Below are 6,476 nucleotides of genomic sequence, written 5' to 3'. Positions count from 1 at the left end.
AGACAAGATCTAGAGAAGAAGAATCTAGGGAGGAATTCAGGAACAATCCGAGGTGGGAAGAGGGAAAGAGTTGGAAGAGCCAATTGAACAACCTGCATTTGCTGATTGAGCCTTGGAACTATTTGAGCAATCTTGCGAGTTGGTTGAGAGTTTATACTATTCCTGAACTATCGATAGGTCTATTCCGACTCATCGAGAAGTTAAATTCATCCCGATGGCCTTGGATGTCTACCTCAATCCTGTTCTCCTCTGCTTAGAGTGACGAAAGAGGGATATTTTCTTAGCTGAACAACGAGTGGAGTGATGGAAGGAATCAACAACAAGCTTAAACTTATAAAGCGGCAAGCTTATGGATTTACTAACTTTGAAAACTTCCGTGCCCGTCTGTTGGCCTGCTTCTCTCGTTAGTTACGCTTATCACCATAAAGTCAGAAGAGCCTAATTTTTCAGGCGCTAGACCTAATGATTGTGCCCTATATCGCATATCCCCCAGATGAGGGGAGGAACGGGTACATTGGTTGCTCTGGAGTTGCTCTGGAGCGGCGATGGAGCACAGATACTTCCTGATGTCCCTATCCGGCTTGGCTACGCAATTGCCGCAGTAACCGCTCAAACTCTTCCGGGAGAGGGGCTGTGAATTGCATCGGTTGGCCGCTGCGCGGGTGTACAAACGAGAGTTTCCAGGCATGAAGGGCTTGGCCCCTGAGTTTGACAGGGCTGCTTTTGCTCTGGGTATAGAGGGGATCCCCGACAATTGGCAGGCGCAAATGGGCAGCATGAACCCGAATTTGATGGGTACGCCCGGTTTCTAGCTCAAACTGCATTAGGCTGTAGTTGCCCAATCGCTCCAGTACCTGCCAGTGGGTCACCGCTGCCCGACCTTTGGGAGGTTCCACCACCGCCATTTTCTGACGATCCACCGGGTGCCGCCCAATCGGAGCCGAGAGGGTGCCATGGCTTTGGGCTGGACGACCCAGCACCACCCCCAAGTAGATGCGTCGAGCCGTTTTGGCCTGGATTTGGGCTTGTAGGTGTTGATGGGCCTGATCCTGTTTGGCGATCACCAAGGCCCCGGTGGTGTCTTTGTCAAGGCGATGGACGATGCCGGGACGTTGGGCGCCGTTGATGCCGGAAAGATTGGGGCAATGGGCCAAAAGGGCATGCACCAAGGTGCCGCTGCTGTGACCGGGGGCGGGATGCACCACCAAATCGCGGGGTTTGTTGATCACGATCAAGTCGGCATCTTCGTAGAGAATCTCCAATGGGATCCACTCCGGTTGCAGGGTTAGGGGAGTTGCCGCTGGGATCCGTACCTCGATTTGATCCCCCGCTTGAAGCGTGCGGTTTTTATCCAGGCAGGGATTCCCATTCAGCCAAACCTGGCCCTCCCGAATCAGCCTTTGCAGGCGAGAGCGAGACAGATCCGACCAGTATTCGGCCAAGCTCCGATCCAGACGGGATCCCTGTTGGGTTTCTGGGATCGTGATCTGTCGGATTTCGACACCCTCCACACCCTCATCTGGGTCTTCCTCCAGAGGTGCTTCTGGTGTTTCAACGGTTGTGACCTTATCCCCCATGGAGTGTTTGCCAGCTCAAGCCTTTCTCCCTACTATTTTGGCAGGTGGGTCATTTTTGCTTTCGGTAACGAAGGCCAAAGATTTGTACCGACCCCAAGGCTGGGATCCGCTGCGATCCCCTTTGCTCTGTCCCCCTCTGAGCCTTTTTGCCACTGGTATTCAGGCATTTTAACCGGATAAAACTCCTCGGTAGAGTGAGAGTAAAGCCCGTCATGGGTAGGTAAAGGTGGGCCGGATTCTGGCCCACAGGGAGTATTTCTCCTACAGCCAATGATGACAACAATCTGTCAAGAGTCAGTCCAAGAATCCGTCAAGGAGGTGGGGCATGTCAGATGGAGCAACTATGGGATCCCGGCCTCAACAAGGTGGGCCAGAATCCGGCCCACAAGGACAAGAACGCTGGTTACTGCCGGAGCCGCCTTTGGTTTTAGAACTGACGGAGGTGGGCCTCCAGGATATCGCCCAGGTGGGCGGGAAAAATGCCTCTTTGGGGGAAATGATGCAACAGTTGACCCCGCGCGGGATCCGGGTGCCGACGGGGTTTGCCACCACGGCCCATGCCTACCGCACGTTTATTGCCTCCGCCGGACTGGAAGAAAAATTACGTGAGATCTTCCGGGATCTGGACATTGAAGATGTCAACAACTTGCGCCACCGGGGCAAAGCAGCCCGTGCCCTGATTTTGCATACCCCCTTCCCTCTGGAGTTGCAGCGGGCGATTACTGAAGCCTACCTGACCCTATGTGCTCGCTATGGATCAGATACCGATGTGGCGGTTCGTTCCAGTGCCACAGCCGAAGACCTGCCGGATGCCAGCTTTGCCGGGCAGCAAGAGACTTATTTAAACGTCCATGGGGTGCAGGGGGTCTTGGATGCCTGTCATCGCTGTTTTGCCAGCCTGTTTACCGACCGCGCCATTTCCTATCGCCAGATCAAGGGCTTTGACCATTTTCAAGTGGCCCTTTCCGTCGGGGTGCAGAAGATGGTGCGCTCGGATCTGGCCTGTTCAGGGGTGATGTTTTCCATTGACCCAGAAACCGGCTTCAAAGATGCGGTGTTGATCACAGCCGCCTATGGTCTGGGGGAAAACGTGGTGCAAGGGATCGTCAACCCGGACGAATATGTGGTGTTCAAACCCACCCTCAAACAAGGATTTAGCCCCATCCTCTCCCGCAAACTGGGCAGCAAAGAGCTGAAGATGATCTACGACGAGGGGGGATCCCGCTTCACGAAGAATGTCGCTGTCCCCGATAGCTTACGCAAGCAATTTGCCCTTAAGGATGAGGAAATCCTCACCCTGGCTCGCTGGGCCTGCCTGATCGAGGAGCACTACTCCGCGCAACGGGGACAGTTCACCCCCATGGATATCGAGTGGGCCAAGGACGGCATCACCGGAGAACTGTTCATCGTGCAAGCCCGCCCGGAGACGGTGCAATCGCAAAAGGCAAGCAATCTTCTCAAAACCTATCGCTTAACCCATCCTGAGACGAAACCGCAACCCTTGGTGCGGGGACGGGCTGTCGGCGAAGCCATCGGCCAAGGGACAGCCCGTGTGATCCTGGATGTCCGCAAACTGGATCAGTTTCGGCCTGGGGAAGTGTTGGTGACCGACAAAACGGATCCCGACTGGGAACCGATCATGAAAAAAGCCAGCGCCATCGTCACCAACCAGGGGGGGCGCACCTGTCATGCAGCGATCATCGCCCGTGAATTAGGGATCCCGGCCATCGTTGGCAGCGAAAATGCCACCCAGTTGCTCAGCTCCGGTCAACCCATCACCGTTTCCTGCGCGGAAGGGGAAGAAGGGCGTGTTTATCCCGGTTTGCTGCCCTACGAGGTCAGCGAGATCCCGCTGGAAAACCTGCCCCGACCCCGAACCCAACTGATGATGAACATCGGCAACCCGGAAAAAGCCTTTGGCCTGAGCGGGATCCCTTGTGATGGCGTCGGTTTGGCCCGTCTGGAGTTCATTATTGCCAACCACATTCAGGTTCACCCCTTGGCCCTGCTCAACTACGAACAGGCGGTGAAAGAAGAACCGAAGTTGGCGGAACTGACCTACCAATATCCCGACAAGCCAGAATACTTCGTGGATAAGTTGGCCCAAGGGGTGAGCACCATTGCCGCTGCCTTTTATCCCAAACCGGTGATCGTGCGGCTGTCGGATTTCAAGAGCAACGAATATGCCCACCTACTGGGGGGATCCCGCTATGAACCCTGTGAAGAAAACCCGATGATTGGCTGGCGGGGAGCCTCTCGCTACTACGATCCGCGCTATCAGCCCGGCTTTGCCCTGGAGTGTCGGGCCATGAAACGGGTGCGAGATGAGATGGGCCTCACCAACGTGGTGTTGATGATTCCTTTCTGTCGCACCCCAGAAGAGGGCCGCAAGGTGCTGGCGGAGATGGCTCGTCATGGTTTAGTCCGGGGTGAAAATGGGCTGCAGGTTTACGTGATGTGCGAGTTGCCCAGCAATGTGATCTTGGCGGATGAATTTTGCAAAATTTTCGATGGCTTCTCCATTGGTTCCAACGACCTCACCCAACTCACCCTTGGGTTGGATCGAGACTCGGCTTTGGTTTCGCACCTCTTCGATGAACGGGACGAAGCCGTCAAACGGATGATTGCTCAGGTAATCGCCACGGTGAAAGGGCAGGGTCGCAAGATCGGCATCTGTGGCCAGGCCCCCAGCGACTACCCTGACTTTGCCCGCTTTTTAGTGAAACAGGGGATTGATTCCATCAGCCTCAACCCGGACTCCCTCTTGAAAACCCTGCTCTTGGTGGCGGAAGCCGAACAATCCTCAATCCTAAGTAAAGAGGTGGCCTAGGAGAATACTTTGTCCACAGCGCGGAACTTATGTTCTCGCGCTCTAAAGAGTTAAAATCTTTCCTGCTCCTCCTTGTGCCACTTCTTATGATCCACGAAGTCTCCATGCCTGCCCTCAGCTCCACGATGGAAATGGGCAAAATTGTTTCCTGGCTGAAAAATCCGGGGGATCGCGTGGAGAAAGGGGAAAACATCCTGGTGGTGGAGTCGGATAAGGCAGACATGGATGTGGAGTCCTTTCATAGCGGGATCCTCGCCACCATTGTTGTGCCCGCCGGGGGATCCGCTCCTGTGGGTGCGCCCATTGCCCTGATTGCCGAAAGCGAAGCAGAAGTCGCCCAAGCCCAGGAAAAAGCCAAAGCCCTATTCGCGGGTGTTGCGACTGGGGCTGTCCCGAAGCCAGTCTCCGCACCTCCTGCTTCTCAACCGGCTAACCTTGCTCCCGTTGCCGTTCCTGCTGCGGTTGCTATACCAAGCCCCAATGGTTCCGGATCCCGGCGCATCCTTGCCTCACCCCGCGCCAAAAAGCTGGCGCAAGATCTAAACATTGACTTAAGCACCCTGCGCGGATCCGGCCCGAACGGTCGCATCGTGGCCGAGGATGTGGAACGTGCTGCTGCCCTCCCGGCCTCTGCGCCAGTACCTTTGTCTCGCCCAGTCTCCACCGTCCCGGCGGCTGCTCCTGCCGCTGCTCCGCTTGGGGAAACTGTTCCACTGAGCACCTTGCAGGCGGCTGTCGTGCGCAACATGAATGCCAGCCTCAGTGTGCCGGTGTTTCATGTCGGCTATACCCTCACCACCGATGCCTTGGATGGACTTTACAAACAGGTAAAGCCCAAGGGGGTAACCCTGACGGCTCTTTTGGCCAAGGCGGTGGCCGTTACCCTGGAAAAGCACCCCTTGTTGAATGCCAGCTACAGCGAGGGTGGCATCCACTACAAAGCGGAGATCAACATTGCCGTGGCCGTGGCCATGGAGGATGGTGGGTTGATTACGCCCGTGCTGAGGCAGGCAAACCGGCTGGATTTGTACGAGATTTCCCGCCGTTGGAAAGACCTGGTGGAGCGGGCGCGCCAGAAGCAACTGCAACCGGAAGAGTACAACAGTGGCACCTTTACCCTCTCCAATTTGGGCATGTTTGGGGTGGATCGCTTCGATGCCATTTTGCCCCCCAACCAGGGATCCATTCTGGCGATTGGCGCTTCTCGTCCGACGGTGGTAGCTACCCCCGAAAAAGCCATCGCCATCCGCTCTCAAATGCAAGTGAACCTCACCTGCGATCACCGCGTCATCTACGGCGCTCATGCGGCGGCTTTCTTGCAGGATCTGGCTCAGTTGTTAGAACACAATGTGGGATCCCTAACGTTGTAGGTATTTGCACCTTGGTCCTCACCTATCGTTTTCAACACCCCAGACAAGCCAGCCCGGGATCCGTACCGCTGCTGGTGATGCTGCATGGAATTGGCAGCCATGAGGGGGATTTGATCCAACTGGCTCCCTATTTGGATCCCCGCTTTGCGGTGGTCAGCCTCAGGGCTCCACTCTCCTTACCGATGGGAGGGTTTGCCTGGTTTGAGATGACCTGGACAGAAGAGGGGCCGGTGGGAAATATCCCGCAAGCTCGCGCCAGCCTGCAGTTGTTAAGTACCTTCCTAGAGCAAGTTCTACAGGAAGGGATCCCGGATGTTCCCTTCGATCCAGCCCAGGTGTACTTGATGGGGTTTAGCCAAGGGGCGATCATGAGCCTTGCCTTAGCCCTGACCCAACCGGAAAAGTTAGCTGGGATTGTCGCCATGAGTGGGCGCTTACCGGCAGAAATAGTGGCGGAAGCCGCACCGCCTGAACACCTGCAAAATCTTTCCATCCTGGCCGTGCATGGGAGGCAAGATACCGTTTTGCCCATCGACTGTGGCCGTGAGATTCGGGATTACTTCAGTCGTTTGCCGCTTCGGTTTACCTACCGCGAATACGACATGGGCCATGAAGTTTCCCCCCAGAGCCTCCTGGATATTCAGGCTTGGTTGCAGAACGCCCTCAATGAGAGACTTGAATCCGCCAGGTAAGTCAGGA

Annotated in this window: 4 protein-coding genes and 1 pseudogene; 4 read left to right on the top strand and 1 reads right to left on the bottom strand. The window is 55.8% G+C overall.

The features are described from left to right. Window positions 1-288: 288 nt before the first annotated feature. Window positions 289-408 (top strand): annotated as a pseudogene (locus JX360_RS07060) (transposase); the annotation flags it as partial. Window positions 409-572: 164 nt separating this feature from the next. On the opposite strand, the gene JX360_RS07055 reads toward JX360_RS07060, so the two are convergent. Continuing rightward, on the bottom strand, window positions 573-1,496 hold the full coding sequence (locus tag JX360_RS07055; protein WP_425244371.1) for an RluA family pseudouridine synthase: 924 nt from the start codon (window positions 1,494-1,496) through the stop codon (window positions 573-575). 406 nt (window positions 1,497-1,902) lie between these two features. Between JX360_RS07055 and ppsA the strand changes: the two genes are divergently transcribed. The 3 genes from ppsA to JX360_RS07040 all read left to right on the top strand — a co-directional run bounded on the left by ppsA (window position 1,903) and on the right by JX360_RS07040 (window position 6,469). Beyond that, window positions 1,903-4,407: a phosphoenolpyruvate synthase gene (ppsA, locus tag JX360_RS07050; RefSeq protein WP_244349940.1), complete on the top strand. Its 2,505-nt coding sequence runs from the start codon at window positions 1,903-1,905 to the stop codon at window positions 4,405-4,407. Between the two features lie 86 nt (window positions 4,408-4,493). Next, complete coding sequence (locus tag JX360_RS07045; RefSeq protein WP_244349939.1) at window positions 4,494-5,777, top strand: dihydrolipoamide acetyltransferase family protein; 1,284 nt, start codon at window positions 4,494-4,496, stop codon at window positions 5,775-5,777. A gap of 11 nt (window positions 5,778-5,788) precedes the next feature. Further along, window positions 5,789-6,469 (top strand): alpha/beta hydrolase, encoded by a 681-nt coding sequence (locus JX360_RS07040; RefSeq protein ID WP_244349938.1) that lies wholly within the window; start codon window positions 5,789-5,791, stop codon window positions 6,467-6,469. Window positions 6,470-6,476: the final 7 nt, after the last annotated feature.

Origin of the sequence: Thermostichus vulcanus str. 'Rupite' (genome assembly GCF_022848905.1) — a bacterium.
GTDB classification, from domain to species: Bacteria; Cyanobacteriota; Cyanobacteriia; order Thermostichales; family Thermostichaceae; genus Thermostichus; species Thermostichus vulcanus_A.
The sequence above is the reverse complement of the archived record's forward strand: the minus strand, read 5'-3'. Positions and strand labels throughout refer to the sequence as shown.

Bases quoted from the DNA above. Each gene is read 5' to 3' on its own strand.
- ppsA (WP_244349940.1), top strand. From the start codon at position 1,903: ATGTCAGATGGAGCAACTATGGGATCCCGGCCTCAACAAGGTGGGCCA.
- JX360_RS07045 (WP_244349939.1), top strand. From the start codon at position 4,494: ATGATCCACGAAGTCTCCATGCCTGCCCTCAGCTCCACGATGGAAATG.